The sequence below is a fragment of the Sphingomonas sp. UV9 genome, assembly GCF_004101245.1.
Classification (GTDB): domain Bacteria; phylum Pseudomonadota; class Alphaproteobacteria; order Sphingomonadales; family Sphingomonadaceae; genus Sphingomonas.
The window spans coordinates 1005087-1022891 of record NZ_SCIN01000002.1; the positions used below are offsets into that span (position 1 = coordinate 1005087).

At 66.8% G+C, this 17805-nt stretch carries 15 protein-coding genes, 1 tRNA gene and 1 pseudogene; 9 read left to right on the plus strand and 8 right to left on the minus strand.

Annotated elements, in window-relative coordinates:
- Positions 1 to 28 precede the first annotated feature (28 nt).
- Positions 29 to 518: pseudogene (locus EQZ23_RS11220) on the plus strand (mechanosensitive ion channel domain-containing protein); the annotation flags it as partial.
- Between the two features lie 79 nt (positions 519 to 597).
- On the opposite strand, the gene EQZ23_RS11225 reads toward EQZ23_RS11220, so the two are convergent.
- Positions 598 to 2523, minus strand: coding sequence for a glycoside hydrolase family 97 protein (locus tag EQZ23_RS11225; RefSeq protein ID WP_128454470.1), 1926 nt, complete (start codon positions 2521 to 2523; stop codon positions 598 to 600).
- Positions 2524 to 2729: 206 nt separating this feature from the next.
- Here EQZ23_RS11225 and EQZ23_RS11230 point away from each other — a divergent pair, with 206 nt between their 5' ends.
- Positions 2730 to 3182 carry a DUF302 domain-containing protein gene (locus EQZ23_RS11230; protein WP_128454471.1) on the plus strand — a complete coding sequence of 151 codons (453 nt, stop codon included), beginning with the start codon at positions 2730 to 2732 and terminating at the stop codon, positions 3180 to 3182.
- A 35-nt stretch (positions 3183 to 3217) separates the two neighbouring features.
- Entirely contained in the window at positions 3218 to 4018 is an 801-nt protein-coding gene (locus tag EQZ23_RS11235; protein ID WP_240663502.1) for a haloacid dehalogenase type II, read from the plus strand.
- A 41-nt stretch (positions 4019 to 4059) separates the two neighbouring features.
- On the opposite strand, the gene EQZ23_RS11240 is transcribed toward EQZ23_RS11235, so the two are convergent.
- From EQZ23_RS11240 to EQZ23_RS11265, 6 genes are all read right to left on the minus strand, one after another.
- Positions 4060 to 5268, minus strand: a complete 1209-nt coding sequence (locus EQZ23_RS11240; protein ID WP_128454472.1) for a hypothetical protein — start codon at positions 5266 to 5268, stop codon at positions 4060 to 4062.
- The gene (locus EQZ23_RS11245) at positions 5265 to 6671 is read right to left on the minus strand and encodes a DUF2254 domain-containing protein (protein WP_128454473.1); all 1407 of its coding nucleotides are present in this window, start codon (positions 6669 to 6671) and stop codon (positions 5265 to 5267) included. The genes EQZ23_RS11240 and EQZ23_RS11245 overlap by 4 nt, the downstream gene beginning before the upstream one ends.
- Entirely contained in the window at positions 6668 to 7939 is a 1272-nt protein-coding gene (locus tag EQZ23_RS11250) for a sodium:proton antiporter (RefSeq protein WP_128454474.1), read from the minus strand. Before EQZ23_RS11250 ends, EQZ23_RS11245 begins: the two co-directional genes overlap by 4 nt.
- Positions 7936 to 9498 carry a DUF389 domain-containing protein gene (locus EQZ23_RS11255; RefSeq protein WP_128454475.1) on the minus strand — a complete coding sequence of 521 codons (1563 nt, stop codon included), beginning with the start codon at positions 9496 to 9498 and terminating at the stop codon, positions 7936 to 7938. The genes EQZ23_RS11250 and EQZ23_RS11255 overlap by 4 nt, the downstream gene beginning before the upstream one ends.
- Positions 9495 to 10442, minus strand: coding sequence for a mechanosensitive ion channel family protein (locus tag EQZ23_RS11260; RefSeq protein WP_206364221.1), 948 nt, complete (start codon positions 10440 to 10442; stop codon positions 9495 to 9497). The genes EQZ23_RS11255 and EQZ23_RS11260 overlap by 4 nt, the downstream gene beginning before the upstream one ends.
- Positions 10443 to 10535: 93 nt before the next feature.
- The gene (locus EQZ23_RS11265) at positions 10536 to 12344 is read right to left on the minus strand and encodes an SLC13 family permease (protein WP_240663504.1); all 1809 of its coding nucleotides are present in this window, start codon (positions 12342 to 12344) and stop codon (positions 10536 to 10538) included.
- Positions 12345 to 12430: 86 nt separating this feature from the next.
- On the opposite strand from EQZ23_RS11265, the gene EQZ23_RS20280 reads away from it, so the two are divergent.
- A complete protein-coding gene (locus EQZ23_RS20280) occupies positions 12431 to 12754 on the plus strand; it encodes a potassium channel family protein (RefSeq protein ID WP_240663506.1) in 324 nt (107 codons plus the stop codon).
- The gene (locus EQZ23_RS20285) at positions 12706 to 13260 is read left to right on the plus strand and encodes an NAD(P)-binding protein (protein ID WP_240663508.1); all 555 of its coding nucleotides are present in this window, start codon (positions 12706 to 12708) and stop codon (positions 13258 to 13260) included. The genes EQZ23_RS20280 and EQZ23_RS20285 overlap by 49 nt, the downstream gene beginning before the upstream one ends.
- Before the next feature lie 20 nt (positions 13261 to 13280).
- Here the strand turns inward: EQZ23_RS20285 and EQZ23_RS11275 are convergent.
- Positions 13281 to 13354, minus strand: a tRNA-Cys gene (locus tag EQZ23_RS11275).
- A 208-nt stretch (positions 13355 to 13562) separates the two neighbouring features.
- Between EQZ23_RS11275 and EQZ23_RS11280 the strand changes: the two genes are divergently transcribed.
- The 4 genes from EQZ23_RS11280 to EQZ23_RS11295 all read left to right on the plus strand — a co-directional run bounded on the left by EQZ23_RS11280 (position 13563) and on the right by EQZ23_RS11295 (position 17798).
- Positions 13563 to 14600 (plus strand): hypothetical protein, encoded by a 1038-nt coding sequence (locus tag EQZ23_RS11280; protein WP_128454478.1) that lies wholly within the window; start codon positions 13563 to 13565, stop codon positions 14598 to 14600.
- Positions 14601 to 15000: 400 nt separating this feature from the next.
- Positions 15001 to 15630 carry a protein-L-isoaspartate O-methyltransferase gene (locus EQZ23_RS11285; RefSeq protein WP_240663547.1) on the plus strand — a complete coding sequence of 210 codons (630 nt, stop codon included), beginning with the start codon at positions 15001 to 15003 and terminating at the stop codon, positions 15628 to 15630.
- Positions 15631 to 15639: 9 nt separating this feature from the next.
- Positions 15640 to 17175 carry a TolC family outer membrane protein gene (locus EQZ23_RS11290; protein WP_128454480.1) on the plus strand — a complete coding sequence of 512 codons (1536 nt, stop codon included), beginning with the start codon at positions 15640 to 15642 and terminating at the stop codon, positions 17173 to 17175.
- Between the two features lie 26 nt (positions 17176 to 17201).
- Positions 17202 to 17798: a DUF2497 domain-containing protein gene (locus tag EQZ23_RS11295; RefSeq protein WP_346427820.1), complete on the plus strand. Its 597-nt coding sequence runs from the start codon at positions 17202 to 17204 to the stop codon at positions 17796 to 17798.
- Positions 17799 to 17805 lie beyond the last annotated feature (7 nt).

Genomic DNA, 17805 nt, shown 5'->3' on the forward strand with positions numbered 1-17805 from the left:
CCGCGCATTGCCTGGGTTTATCCTGCGCTGGATCGGCCGGGCACGTCTGCTCGACGCGGCGCAAAGGGTGCTGTTCCAGAAGCTCGCCCAGATCGCGGTCGTGATCTGGGCGAGCTTTATCGGGACCGACCTGCTCGGCATCGATCTCACCGCGTTGGCCGTGTTCTCGGGTGCATTCGGGCTGGCGATCGGGTTCGGACTCCAGAAGACGCTCGGCAATCTGATCGCGGGTCTGATCCTGCTGCTCGACCGATCGATCAAGCCCGGCGACGTCATCGCGGTCGGAGATACGTTTGGCTGGGTCAACAAGATCGGTGTTCAGGCCATGTCGGTGCTGACGCGGGACGGCAAGGAGCATCTGATCCCGAACGAACGCCTGATGACCGACGAAGGAGAGAACTGGTCCTTCTCGAGCCGGGACGTCAGAGTCCATGTCGAATTTTTGCGCGTCGCTTGATTGCGATTTGCGAGTGACGCAACGGCTCGCTGTCGAAGCCGCCAGCATCTCGCCACGCGTGCCGATCGAGATCTTTCATCCTGAAGCGACTGATCGGCGTACCAGCGCTAGCGCCCCGCGCGTGATGACGAGCCTTCCCCTCATCGCCGCTCGAAGATAAGCGCAGCTCCGCCGTTTGCCGATATGGGGACGCCCAGTCGGCCGTTGGCGCCGATCTCGCCCTTCCGTCCATCGATCGCAGTTGGCTTATCGCCGTCGAGCCAGGCGCGTACCTTCCAGCGTCCGTCTCGCAGGAAGTCGAGTGGCAGAGACACGGTCCTTGCCCTGCTGTCGGTTATAACGCCCAAGTACCAACGACGTCCTTTGCGGCGGGCGACAGCGATCCATTCGCCCATTGCCCCAGCGATCCCGCGCGTTTCGTCCCACGTGGTCGGCACTTCGCGGAGGAAGGTCACGCCCGGCGCCCAGCGCCCGTCTGAGGTCCGGTACGCGACAGGCGCATCGGCAAGGCTGGTCAGGGGACTTGGATAGAGCACGAACAGCGCGAGTTGATGCGCCCGCGTCGTCATCACCTCGGGCGCGGGCGCCTGTGGCGAGAACGCGGCCGGCGTCACGTTTCGGAAGCCACCCGGCGTATAGTCCATCGGTCCGATCGTCGCACGCGTGTAGGCCGCCCGGACATCATAGCCTGCGGTGACCTTGCGGCTCCACCGATTATACTCGTTACCCATCGCCCCTTCCTGGGTCAGGAAATTTGGGTACGTCGTCTCCAGACCACGCGGCACGAACGCGGCGTGCATGTTGATCAGTATGCGGTGCTGGGCTGACGTGGCGAGCAGGCGGTGATAAAAACCCACGACGGCCTGATCCTGGCGGTAGATGAAGTCGACCTTCATCCCCGCCACGCCCCAGCCCTGCCAGCGCGCGAGGACGGCATCCATCCGTCCGTCGAGCGACTTCCAGTCGGTCCACAGCCAGATCCGGACGCCGCGCTGCCGGGCATATTCGGCCAGTGCGGGCACATCGATGCCCTTGGCCGGAGTCAGCACGTCGGCAGGCTGACCCTTGCCCGATGGCGTGGCTGCCCAGCCCTGGTCGATGACATAATAACGGAGCCCCATGCGCCCGGCAAAGTCGATGTAACGCCGGTACGTCGCCATGTTGTGCCCCGCATCGGGCACGTCCGGTGCGAGCAGGCCGGACCACCAGCCCCAGGCCGCCTTGCCCGGCGTGATCCATGTCGTGTCGGCGATCCGGGATGGCGCGGCTAGGCGCTGGACCATGCGGTTTTCGACCAGCCGTTCGGGCCGGTCGGCGATCATCACGATGCGCCACGGCGTCGTGATCGGCTTACCGGCGGGCAGGACGACGGCCAGGCGATCATCGTCGGGGCGCGGCGTCAGGCGGACCGAGACGCCGTCGCCGGCGGCCGTGCCCGTCAGATAGGCCGCGGAATAGTGTTCGATGTTGCTCTCGGTGAGCGCGTAGGTCTCACCGCCATGCCCGGTGCCGCATGTCAGGGGGAGATCGTAGAGATCGTCGTGCTTCAGCGTGCGGAGGCGAACGGGCCGGTAATCGCCTTCATGGCTGTTGAAGAACTTCGCATGACGAACCCCCAGACAGGCATCGTTGCGCGCGGTGACGAAGCGCGTCGACTCGCCGGTCACGCGCCACGTGCCCGCGCCCGGCCGCGCCGGAACGATGAGCCTGAACGCAGCACCGTCATCGCACGCGCTCGTCTCCAGGATGACCCTACGACCGCCCTGGATCTTCTCGCGCGCCGTGATCCGCTCGCCGGTGCATCCGGGAGCCGGAACGACGGCGTCGCGCGCTGTCTCGACGAGCGCGCCGAACGGGCGGTCCGCCAACAGGATGCCTGCCGGTGACGGCGAGATCAGCGGGGTGCCGTGATGCCGGACCGACACCTGGAAGATGCCGCCCGGCGACACATCGGCTGCGATAGCGACGCTTCCGTCCGGCGACAGGCCGGCCTTCGCAATTTCGGATCTGGCACAGCTGCCGGTCGCCAGGACGAGCATCAGGCCAAGCGCACCTCTTGGAAACATTGGGGGTGCCTACTCCGGAGCGGTCAACATTGCCGTCCCCATGTCCCATTGCACTCCGCCCCGCCAGCCTCTCCGGAGATGCATCCACGGAAAATCTGACGACACATGCGAGGGTTCGTCGATAGCGGTGCGAGATACTGGCAAACTCAGTGATTTACGCTAAGTTCGCACGCAGACTGACGACCTCGGCACATCGAAGGACGCTTATGCCGCATTTGGCCATCGCGCTGGCGCTCTTCGCCGCGCCCGCATCCGCCCAGCCAACCCCGCCAGACGATTGGCAGGTCCTGTCGACGCCGCGTCCGGTCACCGAGGTGGTCACGCGGCTGAAGGCGCGCATCGGGGCGGGCGGCGGTCGCGTCGTGGCAATCGTCGATCATGCCGCCAACGCACGCGCCACGGGCGAACCGCTCGCCCAGACGACGGTGGTGATCTTCGGCAACCCGAAGCTCGGAACGCCGCTGATCGCGCGCAATCGGGCGATCGCGCTCGATCTTCCCCAGCGCATGCTCGTATGGCGCGAGGGCGGCGCGACCAAGGTCGGGTATCTTCGCCCGGCTGCTCTGGGTGCGCGCTACGCCATTCCCGCCGACGATCCGGCCATCGTCGCGATGGACAAGGCGCTGTCGGGACTCGCCGCCGCCGCCACCGCACCGTGACGGACCCAAACAGCCCCCCGTCGCGCGAGCGGCACGTGGCGACATTCACCCGCCGCGGGGCGGTCGCCTTGGGCGGCATGCTCGCCCTGACGCCCGCCGCTTCCGCCACACTGGGCCGAAACGCATTGCTGGAGACGCTTCCGATGACGACCCCGCCCCGCACCCTGATCGTCTTCGACGTCAACGAAACGCTGCTGGACATCGACGTCCTGGAGCCTTTGTTCGATCGCATCTTCGCGACGAAGGGGCGGATGCGCGAATGGTTCGCACAGCTGATCCTGTATTCGGAGGCCCTGTCGCTGACCGGCGATTATGTCCCGTTCGGCAAGCTGGGTGCCGGGGTGCTCCGCATGCTCGGCGAGATCCACGGCGTGCCGATCAGCGATCTACAGGTCCAGGAGCTGGGCACGCTGATCGCGAACCTGCCGGTGCATGGCGACGTCGCTCCCGCGTTGCATCGCCTGAAGGACGCCGGGTTCACGCTCGTCACCCTGACCAATACGCCTGCCGGCAGCGGACCGGATCCCCTCGACAAGGCGGGTCTGGGGCAACTCTTCGACCGGCGCTTCACGGTGGATCCGGTGCGACGGTTCAAACCCGCCCCTGCGACCTACATGCTGGTGACCGAGACGATGAAGGTGCCGCGGGCGAACACCTGGCTGGTGGCGGCCCATACATGGGACACGATCGGTGCGCAGTCGTTCGGGTGGAACGCGGCGCTCGTGACGCGGGGAGTCAACGCCCCGCTGATCCTCGAAGGCGTACCGCAGCCCGCCGTGACCGCCGCGGTGCTGACGGACGTCGCGGACGCGATCGTGGCGCACGTACGAGGCTGACGCGACGCCGACATTATGGCAGCCGTCGTCTGGCCTCTCGCTCAGCCCTCCGCCGGCGCCCCGACGAACACCGCGACCAGGCAGATCAGCCCGATCGCGACGAAGCCGATCCGCTGCGGAACGCTTCCTGCCCCCGACTTGATCGAGACGAGCAACGCCAGCGCGCACTGCATCGCATAGAACAACGCGAACGCGCGTGAGGAGAGCGCGACGACCTCGAACGGATCGGTCAGCCAGACGATGAGGATCGCGAGCGCCCCCGCGAGCGTGAAGGCGATCGGCACGCTGATCTTGCGACGCGACACTTCGTTGACGAGCCCGCCCGAGCCGATCGAGTCCGCGACCGCCGCGCTCAACTGGCTCGACACAGCGCCGATCAGCACGAAGATGCCGAGCGCGGGCGCGATCAGCTCCATGATGTCGAGGATGCCGGCAACGCCTTCGGTGGTCGCCGCCCGCGCGAGGAACGGCGTCAGCAGCGCGATGAAGGCGAGATAGATCGCCGACGCGATCCATTGTGCATGCCGCATCGTCCGGATCCGCATGTCCGCGGGATAGTCATGCCCCAGATAGCGCGACGTCTCGAACCCCTGCACCGTGATGATGAGGCCGAGCAGCATCGGAATGCCCGCCCAGGACAACCGCGCCGGCGGCAACGGGTCGGCGAGGCCGTTCGTCACCCACGCGATCCCCAGCGCGACGAGCAGGCCGGCGATGATCCCGATCTTGATCGACACCGTGCCGTGCGCGAGATGCTCGACCCGGCGCAGGCTGCCGCCGAGCGCAAGCGCGGTCATGAGGATGATGATGACGGTGACGATGATGTTGGCGGCGACCGGTTGCCATGCCGGGTCGATCGCGACGGGCTTCAGCGAGAATTCGGCGAGCAGCTTCAGATAATAGGCGACCGACACCGCATAGGCGAGCGCGAGCACGCCCTGCGTGATCCGCGCGGTCCAGGCGATCGGATCGTTGAACGGCGCCTTCGCCAGGTGATCCTCGACATGGACGATATTGAACCGGATCACCCAGCCCGCGGCGTAGGCGATTGCGAGGAGGGTCGCCATTGCGAGGATCGCCGCGCTGCCGAATTCGCGCGCGAGCAACGGGCCGCAGATCAGGAAACCCGAGCCGATGATCGAGGCCAGCGGCGTGACGGTCGCGCGCCATCCGTCGCTCCGCGCGAATTTCCCGAACGTGAGCGCCAGCGTGACGATGAGCGCGACGACGAGCGCGATGGCGACGATCATGCGGTGCCTCCCAGCCAGGCCTGCCCATCGCGGAGCCGGCGTTTGTAATCGGGTTGTGCCAGCGCGCGCAGCAGTTCGTCGGCGCGTTCGAGGACGGCATCGCGGTTCGCGCCCTTCAGTGCGCCATCGGCGAGATCGCGGAACTGTCGGGTGTGATCGGCAAGCACCGCGATCCGCGAGGCGGCGTCACAGCTCAGCGCGACGTCCCCCAGTGCGGCGAGGAAGCGCTTGCCGGCGATCATGTCGGCCGACGCGTATTGCGCCAGCGCGCCGAATGCCCGGTCGATGAACGCGGCGAAGGTCAGCGGATGCGCGATGACCCGCAACTGCCCGTCGTCATCGGCGCGCAACCGCGACGGCAGATCGCGCCGTGCGAGATCGGACAGCGCCGCCCCCAGCCAGTCGAGGCAGGAATTGGCGGTGAAGGGATCGTTGACGCCCGGCGACAGCGCGCGCGCCGCGATCTCGACCAGTTCGTCGATCAGGAAGCGCAGGTCCTGCAGGCCGGTGCGCCGCGATCCGATCGCGAAGGCCGCGCGCAGATCCTTCGCTGCCTCGTCGTCGAGCGACTCGGCAGGCCATGCCTCGATCATCGCGCTGCCGCGATGGACGAAGTCGCCCGACTGATATTGCAGCCGCAACACCAGTCCCTTTTCACGGGCGGTGTCGATCAGCGCGGCCTCGTCGATCAGCTGGATATAGCCGGTGTCCTTTGCCCGGATGCCCGCGCGCCGTTCGATCGCATCGGCGGTCGCGTCGGGGCGGAACGCGGCGGGGATCCGGTCCGCGTCCTCGCGTTCGTCGAGCGGCTTGCCGACGAAGACGGGAAAGCGTTCGTCGATCTCTTCGATGAGGCGATCGCCGATCCGCTCGATCACGCTGTTGATGTGGATGCGGCTGGGAACGTGGTGGATGAAGTAGATCAGCACCGCGATCGAACACAGGACGAGGAGCACGCCGACCAGCACCGCGAGCTGCGGGACGAACGCGGGCTCGCCCGCCGCCTCGCCCGGCGACCGGATCGTCCGCACGACGATCAGCGAATAGAGGAAGGTCGCGATGAAGGTGCCGAGCGTCACCTGGTTGCCGCGATCGGACATGAAATTGCTCAGCAGCCGCGGGCCATATTGCCCCGAGGCATAGACGACCGCGGCGATCGTCACCGAGAAGGTCGTGCCGGCGACCCCGATCATCGACCCGCCGATCGACGACAACAGGCTGCGCGCACCATCGGGGCGTGCGGCGTAGAGCCAGGGCAGACGGTCCATCCACTGCGTCGCCTGATGACTGTCGAGCCACACCATGGCGGCGGCGAGCAACAGCGCCGCGACCGCCATGATGGTCGGGACGAACCAGTAGCTCTCGCGCAGCTGATTGGCGAAACGGAGCAATCGTGCCCTCATCGGGTCGTTTCCTTGGCTGTCAGATATTCGAGGACGCGCTTGATCGTGCCGCCCTGAACGATGACCGAGAAGAGGACGACGACATAGGTCGCCGCGAGGATGACCGACCGCGCCGGGCCATCGGGGAGACCCAGCGCGAGCGCGATCGAGATACCGCCGCGCAGGCCGCCCCAGATCAGCGTGACCGGCGCGACCAGGCCGTAGCGATGCTTCGGCCGGATCACCCGCAGCGGCAGGATGACGGACAGCGAACGCGCCGCGAGCGCCAGCGGGATCGCCGCGACGCCCAGCACCAGCAGACGCAGATCGCCGGGGATCGTCACCACCTCCAACCCGATCAGCAGGAACAACACGGTGTTAAGGATATCGTCGATCAGGTCCCAGAACTTGTGCAGATAGTCGCGTGTCGTATCGCTCATCGCGTGGGCGACGCCGGCATTGCCGATGATCAGCCCCGCGACCGCCATCGCCACCGGGCCGCTCGCATGGAGCGGCCGCGCGATCGCATAGCCGCCCATGACGACCGCCAGGCTGATCATCACCTCGACCTTATAGTCGTCGATCGACCGCATCGCGCGGAACGCGACCCAGCCGATCGCGAGACCGAGCAGGATTCCACCGCCCGCCTCGACCGCGAACAGATGCGCGCCGTGCGCGACCGAGAACGGCTCGCCCGATACCGCGGAGGCGAGCAGGATCGAGAAGACGACGACCCCGACGCCGTCGTTGAACAGGCTCTCACCCGCCACGGTCGCCTCCAGCGCGGGCGACACGTCGGCGCGCTTGAGCACGCTCATCACCGACACCGGATCGGTCGGGCTGATCAGCGCACCGAAAACGAAGCACCAGATCGCCGGCACCTCGAACCCGACCATGCGCGACAGCAACAGGAACCCGCCACCGACGAGCAAGGTCGACAGCACGACGCCGACGGTGCTGAGCACGAGGATCGGCCAGCGCCCGCGTGCCATCTCGTGCCAGTCGACGTGCAGCGCGCCGGCGAACAGCAGGAACGAGAGCATCCCGTCCATCAGCGTCGTCTGGAAATCGATCCCGGCAATGAATTGCACCACGTCGTGGCCGAAGCCCGCACCCGGAAACACCCGGTCGAGCCCGACGACGATCAGCGAGGCGAGCGCGCCCATGATGGTCAGCCCGATCGACGAGGGCAGCTTGAGAAAGCGAAAATTGAGATATCCGAGCGCCGCGGCCAGCACGATCAGGATCGCCGCGGCATCGAACGGCGTGAGCGCGAGGCCGCCGATCACTGCGCGACAGCCGTCATGCCGGTGACGAGCGCGAAGCGCTGGCCGGCCGGCGGTGCGGGAACGGGCTTGATGCCCTGTCCCCGGATTATCGTCGCAATGGCGAGCGCCCGGCGTTCGGTAAGGTTGGGGGTTGCCGGTGCCGCGCCCTCCGACAGGCCGGGCACGCCGAGCGCGATCATGTTCCAGCGCCGCGCCGCCCAGATCGACGTCGCGACGGCGGATCGCGCCGCGTCGTCGAGTGTGTCGATATTGTCGGCAAAGGCGATCTCGGGCAGCGGCCCCTGCGGTGGCACGATCACCACAGACCAGCCCTCCGTTTCAGACGCCGCCCGTGCCTCCAGCGTACGATAGGTCGCGACGGTCGCACCCGGCAACGCCGCGGCCGCCGCGGTCGCGCGGCGATGGTCGCGGTCGATCGTGACGTCGTCGGCGGCGATACCGGTCACGAGCGCGATCATCTTGGCGAGCGACGTCATCCGCTGCGCCTCGGGGCTGGGAGTATCAGCGGCCTGGCGAAGCTCCTCGCGCTGCGCCTCCAGTGCTCCTGCCCCCGGCTCGAGCAGGATCTGGTCGAGATCGAGACGGACGGGCCTGCCCAATGTCTCGGTCAGCGCGGCCTGTATCATCGGTGTCTTCTGCATGTTGCCGCGCGGCGTGATCACCACCGCCCGCACGACGAGCGGATCGGCGGCGAAATCGAGATCGAGCTGCGTGACGCGCGCCTCGTCGCCGAACCTCGCGATCAGCAACGATCGGGCCTGCGATACGGCCACGGCCTCGCGTCCGATCCGGTTCAGCGATACGCCCAGCGGGATCGCCATCGCGACGAACACCAGCACCAGCACGATCGTCTGCATCCAGCTCTGCCGCCGCGACAGATGATGGCCGAACCCGTAGAACCGCGCCATCACCGTCGCCGACAGCGCGATCGTGATGAAGTTGGTGACGAACAGCGCGAACGCCCCGGTCGCGACGGGCACGTTGTGCGTGGCGATGCCGTAGCCGACGACGGCGAGCGGCGGCATCAGCGCGGTGGCGATCGCAACGCCGACGATCGTCTCGCCGCGCCCCCGGATGATCGCGAAGCTGCCGGCAAGTGCTGCAAACAGCGCGACGGCCAGGTCGAACAGGTTCGGCCTGGTCCGCGCGACGATCTCCGCGGTCGGCGCCTGGAGCGGCGAAATCGTGACGATCAGCGCGGTGAACGCCACCGCCGCGACGGCACCCAGCGCCAGCGCCTTGAGCGATCGTCGCAACTCGCGGAAATCGAAGAGCGCGAGGCTGAACCCGAAGCCGAGGATCGGGTTCATCAGCGGCGATATCAGCATGGCGCCGATCACCACGGCCGGCGACGACAGCAACAGGCCGAGGACTGCGATCCCCGCCGACATCATCGTCATGAACGCATAGCGCGGCGACCAACCGCTTTCCTCGACGATCCTGGCGATCACCGCTTCATGATCGACCGGCGCCACCACCGATCGGCGCCACCACCGGTACAGCGCCAGCCGCGCCAGGCGATCGGTCAGGTCGGAACGTTCGACTGCAATACCATTCATTCTTGGGGCTTTTGCCCCACGGCGACGGCAACGTCACCCTCTGAACGGCGGCTTCTACGCGGCGGCGGGTTCGGTCCCGCCGGCCAGCCCTCACGCTGCGACGTCCGGTCACCGTCGGTCGCTTCGCTCTGGTCGTGGAACAGCATGACGGTGGTGGGATAGGGAAGGTCGATCGCAGCGTCCTTCGCGGCCTTGTAGAGCGCGAGGATCACGCGCGCCTGTATGTGCGCGACGTTGGTCCGCTTGGACTCGGTCCACCAGCGCGCGCGCAACGTGACGTAGCTATCGGCCAGGCCCCAGGGCAGAACCTCGGGTGCCGGGTCCGCCTCGACGCCCTCGACCCCGGCGATCGCTTTGGCGAAGATCCGGCAGGCCTCTTCAGGATCGTCGCCATAGCCGATGCCGACATCGAACTGGCTGCGCCGTGTCGGGAACGCGGTGTTCACGATCACGGGCGAGGTATAGACGTCCGAATTGGGGATGATGACGCGGCGCCCGTCATAGGTCTTGATCAGCGTCGCGCGGCTCTGGATGTGTTCGACGGTACCCTCGAAATCCTTGACCACGATCTGGTCGCCGCGCCGGTAGGGCCGGTTGATCAGCAACAGGATGCCCGCGAGCAGGTTCTGGAGGATATCCTTGAACGCGAACCCGATCGCGACCGAGCCGATACCGAGGCTGGAGATGATCGTCGCGGGCTTCACGCTCGGGAAGACGATGACCGACGCGATCAGGACGGACGCCGCGACGATCAGGCCGAACACCAGCGACGACAGCACCCCGCCAAGATCGACCAACCCCTTGTGATGGAAACCCTTGCGCAGGCCATTTGCCACCAGCTTGCCAACGAACCACGCCAGCAGCACGAAGACGATGCCGCCAAGGATGTTGGGCAGTTGCAGGAAAAAGTCGTTCGACGCGACGTGAAGCTTGGCCAGTATCAAATCGAGGGGGTTCTGGACCGGCGGAGGCGTAACTGGCTGCATCGATAGCGAACGGGCCGCGGCAAGCGTTGTTCCGCCCGCGTCACGGTCTGTTCACCGGATAAGCCATTCTATTGCAACGCAAGTGGCCAGCCCAACGGTGATGTTCATCGGCACCCCGATCTTCACGAAGTCGGAGAAGCGATAATCGGCCGCGGCGTAGACCATCGTGTTCGTCTGGTATCCGATCGGCGTCGCGAAGCTTGCCGAAGCCGCGAACATCACCGCGACGATCAACGCGCGCGGGTCGTTGCCGGTCGCCTGCGCGAGGCCGATCGCGACCGGCGTCATGATGACGGCGACCGCGTTGTTGGTCACGGTCTCGGTCAGGACCGACGTGAGGAAATAGAGAACGAGAATCAGGACGAGTGGCGACAGCGTGCCGAGCCATGGCGAGATCGCGTCGACCACCAGCCCGACCGTGCCGATCGCCTCCAGCCCGCTGCCGATGCCGAGCATCGCGAAGATGAGGACCAGGACGCTGCCGTCGATCGAGCGCCATGCTTCCTCGGGATCGATACAGCCCGTGATCAGGACGACGCCGACGCCGATCAGCGCGAGCGCGACGACGGGCAGCACGCCCAGCGCCGCCAGCACGATGACACCGGCCAGCGTCAGCAGCGCGATCGGCGCGCGCCGTCGCCGGAACCGTCGGACATGGCTCGTATCCTCCGCGATCAGGTTCGTGTTTTCGCGTAGTTCGGCGATCGCGGATTCCTCCGCAGCGACCAGCAGGCTGTCGGCCGCGCGCAGCCGCACGCTGCCGAGATCTGGCCCCGGCAGATGGCGCGCGCGCCCGACGCCCAGCACGCGCGCAGGCAGGTTCGACAGGAACGGGATGTCGCGCAGATGGCTGCCGAGCGCCGGATGCGACGGCGCGATCGTCAGCCCGATCAGCCGGACGTCGTCGGCGCGCTCGTCGTCGGCCAGCCGGATCGGGCGCCCGACATTCTGCAGGCCCACCACCACGTCGTGGCTCCGTGCGAGACCGTCGAGTTCGTCCGCCGAACTGGCGACGACCAGCCGGTCGTCGGGCTTCAACTGTGTCTCGGGATCGAGATCGCGCAGCAATGCGCCGCCGCGGCGGACGGCGATCAGGCGTACCGCATCGCGTTTCAGGAAGGACAGCGCGCCGATGGTCGTCGTCCGCGCGGCAAGGTCGCCGGTCAGCGCCAGTTCGGTCAGATAGTCGAGGTGATGACGGTCCGCGATGTCGTTGTCGGGCCGCGCCGGAAGAAGCTTCGGGCCCAGCACGAGCATCGTCAGCACGCCGGACAGCATCGCGACCAGCCCGACCCCGGTGATCTCGAAGATGCCGAACGCGGCCTGCCCGTTGGCGCGCGCGACGCCGTCGACAAGCAGGTTGGTCGAGGTACCGATCAACGTCAGCGTGCCGCCCAGGATCGACAGATAGGAAAGCGGAATAAGCAGCCGCGTCGCCGGGATGCCGACCGTCTTTGCGAGCCGTCGGACCAGCGGGATCAGCACGATCACGACCGGCGTATTGTTGATGAAGGCCGGTGCGGTGGCGGCCCCGGCCAACATTTCGGCAACGGTCCGTCGCGGTGTCTTCGCCGCTCGCCGGACGACGACGCTGGCCAGCGCCTCGATCGTACCGGTGCGAACGAGGGCACCAGACAGGACGAAGAACGCGGCGATCGTGATCGGGGCGGAATTGGCGAAGGCCCCGGTGACGAGACTGGGCGTCAGCCACCCCAGCGCGATCATCACGCCCGCACCGAACACCGCGATCGTCACCGGCGGAAACCGCTCGGTCGCGAACGCGACGAACAACGCGACGACGAAGGCGAGGCCCAGCACCGGCTGGTGCGCGGCGACTATCGCCACCAGATTATCGACCACGTCACTCCCCTGCGCATCCATTTTGCCGTTGCTGGCAGGAAGACCGATGGCTGTCCAACGCTTCGATCCACGCTAAACCCAGGTCCATGCCGCTGCGAAGCCGTAAATCCACAGAGACACTGCCGATTTTGCGTCAGCGCAGCCGGACACCCGTGTGGCTGGCATTGTCATGGCGCATCCTGCTCGCGCTTGCCCTGATCGGGGTGGCGCTGGCGGTGCACTGGTTCGACCGGGAAGGCCTGCGCGACACCAGCGACGGCCATGTGAGCTTGATCGACGTGGTCTATTTCACGATGATCACCGTTACCACGGTCGGCTATGGCGATATCGTGCCGGTCACGGCACCAGCGGCATGGAAGCGGTGGCCGAACTCATCCGGCGAGGTCGCAAGCCCGGCGAGATCGTCGTGATCGACCCACGCGCCGACGCGCTCGACAAGGCGGAAAGCAAAGACGTCGTCGTGCTTGCCGGGGACGCGACGCGCAACGTGACCCTGGAGGCGGTCAAGGTCGGCCGCGCGAGCGCGCTGATCGTGGCCGCGGGTCGGGACGATACGTCGACTCTTATCGTGCTTATCGCCCGCCGCCTTGCCGCCGATTTGCCGATCAGCGTCGTCATCCGGTCGGAAGACAACGAGTCGCCGGCGACGCAGGCGGGCGCCAACACCGTTATCAATCCCGCCAGCTTCGCCGGACTGCTGCTCGCGGGCTCGACCAGCGGCCCGCATCTGGCCGACTATCTGATGGATCTCGCTGATGGATCTCGCCGGCCTCCACGGCGCGGCGTAGCTCTGCGAACGGGCGGTCGCAGCGAGCGAGATCGGCCGGCGGCTATCCTTCCCATTTCAGACATTCTTGCCGACCAACGGTCGACGAAATTCGAGATGAGACCTAGTCAGGCAACCCTAAGTGACTAAAAAATCACGGTTAGGCAATTTGGAGGCCCGACCGGGAATCGAACCCGGGTGCGAGGATTTGCAGTCCTCTACGTCACCACTCCGCCATCGGGCCCCGATGCGTGAAGGCGGCGCAAATGCTTCGTTTTTCCCCCGCGGTCAACCGTCAGTTGGAGGCGGCCGAGCGATTATTGCCCGTCGGCTATTTCCCGTGTCGCTTTTACAGACAGTCAGGCAGCATCGGTGCCACATCGTGACTCGCACCAGAATGGTTCGGTCTCTAAGGTCGTGGCCAATGATAAACCGACTTGGGGGCGGGTCGCGTGAAAAAAGATGCGGTTGCGGGCGGGACGAACACGACAGACGTGGAAGAGGCGGTCTTTGCGATGCCGGCGGGCATGGCGATCCGGTACGATCGACCGGCCGCCGCGCTTGCGGATTTCATCACCGGCTATCACGTTTATCGATCGAGCGCGGCGCCGGACGGGGAAGGGCAGGTCGACTGGTTCCTGCCGGCGACCGCCAACGTCAGGATCGCGATCGATGCGGGGCCGATCTCGGTATCGATCGGTCGACGGACGTTCGACCCATTGCCGGCCGCAAGTCTGTTCGGTCCGACCAGCCAGGCGCTGAAGGCGACGACTCACGGCGGCGTGATGATCGGCTTCGGCATCAGCGCGCTCGGCTGGGGGAGGCTGATGCGCCGGCGCGCGGACGATTTCCGCAATCAGATCGTGCCTCTGGAGGACGTGCTGGGCCATGGGTTCACGCACCGCCTCGTTGCCGCGCTTCAGGCGGCCGCGGACGATGCGGAGATCGCGCCGATCCTCGACGCGCTGCTGCTCGAGCGGCTCGGGCCGCCGCACCGCGATGCCCCGCTGGTCCGCCAGCTGATGGAAATCCTGGCGAGTGATGGTCCCGCCGACATGGCGTCGGCGGCGGCTCGGCTCGATATCGCGACGCACGCGCTTCGGCGTCTGTCGGTTCGGCATTTCGGTTTCCCACCCAAGATGCTGCTGATGCGCGCGCGCTTCCTGCGATCGCTCCTACGCCTGATGGCCGCGGGCGAGGCGGCGGACTATTCGCTGATCGACGACAGCTACTTCGATGCGTCGCATTTCCTGCGTGATTCGGGCACGTTTCTCGGCATGACGCCGCGCCGTTTCATGGCACTGACCAAACCGTTTCTCGAAGCCAGCCTGCGTGCGCGGGATGCCGTATTAGGGTCGCCGACCCAGGTGCTGCATGACATCGACACCGCGCCCGCTCGCAAGGTCGGTCATGAATTCGCATCCGCATCTAAACATTTGATAGGATCGCATCGGGTCATTTCCGGCGACGCGGCCGACATTCGCTGCTAGAACGTCGACAGAGGTAGTGCTCAGGTCTTCCGCGTGCACCCTCGGCGTCTCGCTCGCGGCATCTCGGTGTCACACGGGCGGGCGGGGCGCCTCCACCGTCCGGTCTGGCGATACGGTTCCCAGCCTCGAAATACGGCTCAAAGCGTCGCGACAGACCTTACCGGCCCTCGAATCACCCGACCCGAAGCACAGCCTGCGTGGAATCCGATCAACCGGTGCTTGGCGGAGGCGCGGTCGCGCGATATCAGGTCGGTACGCAACAAGTGTATTGCACAACTAAAACAGCTGTGCGACAGGATGGCCCATGACGACGACAACTCTTGATACCGGCACTCTCGGAACCGCAGCGATCAACGGCGGCGCGGTGACCGGCGGACTATCGGCGGCAACGTTCGATACGATGCGCCACGCGATGGTCGCGAGCCAGTTGCGCACCAACGCGGTCAACGACCAGCGCGTCGTCGCGGCGATGGCGCGTGTGCCGCGCGAGCAGTTCATGCCCGAGGATGTTCGGTCGATCGCCTACCGCGACACCGCTATTCCGCTCGGTGGCGGTCGCTACGCCAATTTGCCGATGGCGACGGGGCGGCTGCTGACCGAAGCGTATCTGACTGCGACCGACCGCGTGCTGCTGATCGGTGCCGCGACCGGCTACACCGCCGCGGTGCTGAGCGAGATCGTCGGGTCGGTCGTCGCCGTCGAAAGCGATCCGGCATTGCTGGCGATCGCGCGCACCACGCTCGCCGGCGTCGGCAACGTCGAGCTGGTCGAAGGGCCGATGCAGGACGGTCACGCCGCCGGCGCACCCTATGACGTGCTGATCGTCGACGGCGCGGTCGAGTCGGTGCCCGACACCCTTGTCGCGCAGGTTCGTCCCGATGGTCGCGTGACCGCCGGGATCGCCGAGCGCGGACTTACCCGGCTGGCGTCAGGCCGCAAGACCGGCGGCGGGTTCGCGCTGGCCGCGTTCGTCGATGTCGAATGCGTCACGCTGCCCGGGTTCGCGACACCCAAACCCTTCAAGTTCTGAGGCCCTAGTATGCCGCGCACCACTCATATCCGCCGTCTGCTTGTGAGTGTTGCGCTGATCTATAGCGCTGCACCAGTTCAGGCCGAGACGCTGCGCGAGGCGCTGGTCAAGGCGTACAACACCAACCCGACGCTCACCGGCCAGCGCGCGACGCTGCGGGCGACGGACGAGAACGTCCCGATTGCCCGCGCGGCGGGGCTGCCATCGGCCAATGCGACGGGCGATTATAGGGAGTTCGTCGTCATCGCGTCGAACGCCTTCCTCGCGCCGCAACGCCAGGGGGTGGCGGGCGCGAACGTGTCGGTGCCGCTGTATCAGGGCGGGCAGGTCCGCAATTCGGTCGCGGCGGCCAAGACCCGCGTCGAGGGCGGCCGCGCAACGCTGCGCGGGACCGAGGCCGATCTGTTCACCAACGTCGTCGCCGCGTACATGGACGTGATCCGCGACGAGGCGATCGTCGGGCTCAACACGCAGAATGTCCGCGTGCTCGACGTCAATCTGCAGGCGAGCCGCGACCGGTTCCAGGTCGGCGACCTGACGCGTACCGACGTCGCGCAGTCCGATGCCCGGCTGGCTCTCGCCCGCGCGCAGCTCCAGTCGGCCGAGGCACAGCTCATTTCCAGCCGCGAAACCTATATTCGGCTGGTCGGCACCCCCCCGGGCACGCTCGAAACGCCGCCGACGCTGCCGAATCTGCCCGATAGTCCCGCCTCGGCGGTGACCGTCGCGATCGAGAATAACCCCGTGCTGCTCGCCGCCGCCAAGGAACGCGACGCGACCCGCTACGATGTCGGCGTCGCGCGCGCGAGCCGCCTGCCGACGGTCAGCGCGGTCGGAGGCGCGAGCTACACCAATTACCTGAATTCGATCCCGTCGACCGGTGGCGGCATCGGCGCGGGCAGCACGCCCAATTCGAACAAGGCGGTGCAGGCCGGCCTGTCGCTCACGCTGCCACTGTTCCAGGGCGGCCGCCCCGCCGCACAGGTGCGCCAGGCCGAGGCGTTGCAGTCGCGCGCGATCGAGAACGTCACCGCCGCCGAGCGCAACGTCATCGCGCAGGCCCGCTCGTCCTATGCCACATGGCGCTCGTCGGAGCAGGTGATCCAGTCGTCCGAAACCGCGGTCAATGCCAACAAGCTGAGCCTCGAGGGCGTCCGCGCCGAGAACAGCGTCGGCACACGGACGATTCTCGACATCCTCAACGCCGAGCAGGAACTGCTCAACAGCCAGGTGACGCTCGTCACCGCGCGCCGCGACGCCTATGTCGCGGGCTTCGCGCTGCTGGCGGCGATGGGGCAGGCGGAGGCGCGCGATCTGGGGCTCGACGGTGGTGTGCTGTACGATCCGGTGATCAACTATAAGCGCGTCCGCAACAAGATCTGGGATTTCGGCGGCGACGGCGCGCCCGTGCCGGTGGCCACGCGGACCGCGCAATCGCCCGCGCAGGATGCGTCGGTGCGGCCGCAACGCGACCCGTTGCTCGATACGCCGGTTGACAGGAACCCCGCCTTAACCACAGGTATGGCTGCGCCGAGCCGCCAATAGGGGTGCGCGCGGCTACGGGGTTTGGGATGGTCCGGATGGGGGACGTGAACGGCGAGCCGTCGATGGAGGAAATCCTCTCGTCGATCAAACGCATCATCGCCGAAGAGGGCGACACGCCCGGCCGGTCGCGCCGCCCTGTGCGGACGAGTGCGACGCCGGTCGACCTGAGCCAGCCCGCCTCGACCTATAAAGAACCCGCCTATCGCGATGCCGCGTATCTCGACGACGAGATCGACGACGATGAAATTCTCGAATTGAGCGATCCGATACCGATGGTCGACCGTACCCCCCGCACGCCGAAATCCCCGGTGCTGACCTCGGTCGATGCCGCGCCGGAACCGCGTCAGGCCGCGCCCAAGCAGCCACAGGGATCGGCGTCGACCGTGGAGCCGACGTCCGAATCGATCGTGTCGCGCGAAACCGCCGCCGCAACGCGCGCGCCGCTCGAAGCGTTGACGCGGATGATGATCAAACCCGACACCAATAGCGACGGTACGCTCGAGGGCCTGGTCCGCGAGATGTTGCGGCCGATGCTGCGCGAGTGGATCGATGCGAACCTGCCCAACATGGTCGAGGACATGGTCGCGCGCGAGATCGCCAAGATCATGAACCAGCAGCCGTAAAGCCCGG

Excerpts from the sequence above, each read along its gene's own strand:
- EQZ23_RS11225 (WP_128454470.1), bottom strand. The coding sequence starts at position 2,523 with ATGTTTCCAAGAGGTGCGCTTGGCCTGATGCTCGTCCTGGCGACCGGC.
- EQZ23_RS11230 (WP_128454471.1), top strand. The coding sequence starts at position 2,730 with ATGCCGCATTTGGCCATCGCGCTGGCGCTCTTCGCCGCGCCCGCATCC.
- EQZ23_RS11240 (WP_128454472.1), bottom strand. The coding sequence starts at position 5,268 with ATGATCGTCGCCATCGCGCTCGTCGTCGCGCTCATCGTCACGCTGGCG.
- EQZ23_RS11245 (WP_128454473.1), bottom strand. The coding sequence starts at position 6,671 with ATGAGGGCACGATTGCTCCGTTTCGCCAATCAGCTGCGCGAGAGCTAC.
- EQZ23_RS11255 (WP_128454475.1), bottom strand. The coding sequence starts at position 9,498 with ATGAATGGTATTGCAGTCGAACGTTCCGACCTGACCGATCGCCTGGCG.
- EQZ23_RS20280 (WP_240663506.1), top strand. The coding sequence starts at position 12,431 with ATGCCGCTGCGAAGCCGTAAATCCACAGAGACACTGCCGATTTTGCGT.
- EQZ23_RS11285 (WP_240663547.1), top strand. The coding sequence starts at position 15,001 with ATGCGCCACGCGATGGTCGCGAGCCAGTTGCGCACCAACGCGGTCAAC.
- EQZ23_RS11290 (WP_128454480.1), top strand. The coding sequence starts at position 15,640 with ATGCCGCGCACCACTCATATCCGCCGTCTGCTTGTGAGTGTTGCGCTG.
- EQZ23_RS11295 (WP_346427820.1), top strand. The coding sequence starts at position 17,202 with ATGGTCCGGATGGGGGACGTGAACGGCGAGCCGTCGATGGAGGAAATC.